Raw genomic sequence first — 960 nt, 5'->3', positions numbered from 1 at the left:
AGTTAGGATGATGATAGTAACTATCTAAAATCTGATTGTATTTATTATTAATAAAGTCTAGTGATGATATCAATTCACTGGACTTTATTTTTAAAAAACATTACGTGAAAAAATGATCATTAGAAGATTTAGGTAATTTAACCCATTAAATAAAAAGATATGAATAATAAAGATGAGTTCAATAAACAGAAGAATGACCTATTATTAATTATTAAAAATAGGTTACAATGTAAATCTATAGAAGAAATTGAAATGTCATCCTTAAATCGACTTTTGAAAATATTAAATGAATATAATTACATAAATCGATTAGAAAAAAAAGGACTTCTAACACATATTACTATCGATAGTTTAACATTGGATTATTCAATATCTGAAAAAGTTATTCTTTTTGATACGAATATTACATAAAAACTTTTTTGATATCTTAAATTATTAAACCTTTAGATTAAAATTATGGATTTAAGAACAAAAAAAAATATGTGATAAATACGGATCAAGTTTTTTTGAAACTCCGTTAGAAATAAAAGTGGGAATTTCCTTTAATGTTAAAGAAGGTATAGAACCAATTCACGGGTTAAGACACTTTCCTACAAAAGATACATCGGGATGGTATATATGGGCAGGAGATTATTCTGATGATCCAGATTTTTTTTAAACCATTGCATGTATCACATTTGAAAGATTGGAATGAGTTACTTTTACCTTTTCTAGCTTTAGAGCCAGGCTATAGATTTTTAATAGCTAATAAAGGAAATTATATAGATGTGTGGGAAGATTTATCTTTGATATCTGAGGAATTTATAGATAATTAGATTTCTTTAAAAAGTATATTAATAAAAATTAATAAGAAAAAAACAGTAACTATTAAAAATGTTACTGTTTTTTTAGTACCCTGGTGCTCAACAATATGTAGTGTAAGGTAAATACTGATCATTCCCCTATTTAGAGGACAGTATA

2 protein-coding genes are annotated in these 960 nt (G+C 25.0%); both read left to right on the top strand.

The genetic code is table 11. The annotated features are described in order from the left end of the window. Nucleotides 1–478: 478 nt before the first annotated feature. Nucleotides 479–658: an immunity protein Imm33 domain-containing protein gene (locus AA089_RS25885; protein WP_449546254.1), complete on the top strand. Its 180-nt coding sequence runs from the start codon at nucleotides 479–481 to the stop codon at nucleotides 656–658. Then, nucleotides 639–815 carry an immunity protein Imm33 domain-containing protein gene (locus AA089_RS25880; RefSeq protein WP_449546253.1) on the top strand — a complete coding sequence of 59 codons (177 nt, stop codon included), beginning with the start codon at nucleotides 639–641 and terminating at the stop codon, nucleotides 813–815. The genes AA089_RS25885 and AA089_RS25880 overlap by 20 nt, the downstream gene beginning before the upstream one ends. The last annotated feature ends 145 nt before the right edge of the window (nucleotides 816–960 follow it).

Source organism: Kordia jejudonensis, from assembly GCF_001005315.1.
GTDB lineage: Bacteria > Bacteroidota > Bacteroidia > Flavobacteriales > Flavobacteriaceae > Kordia > Kordia jejudonensis.
The sequence above is the reverse complement of the archived record's forward strand: the minus strand, read 5'-3'. Positions and strand labels throughout refer to the sequence as shown.

What these genes read in the sequence shown, in the direction of transcription:
- AA089_RS25880 (WP_449546253.1), top strand. Translation starts at nt 639, where the DNA reads ATGATCCAGATTTTTTTTAAACCATTGCATGTATCACATTTGAAAGAT.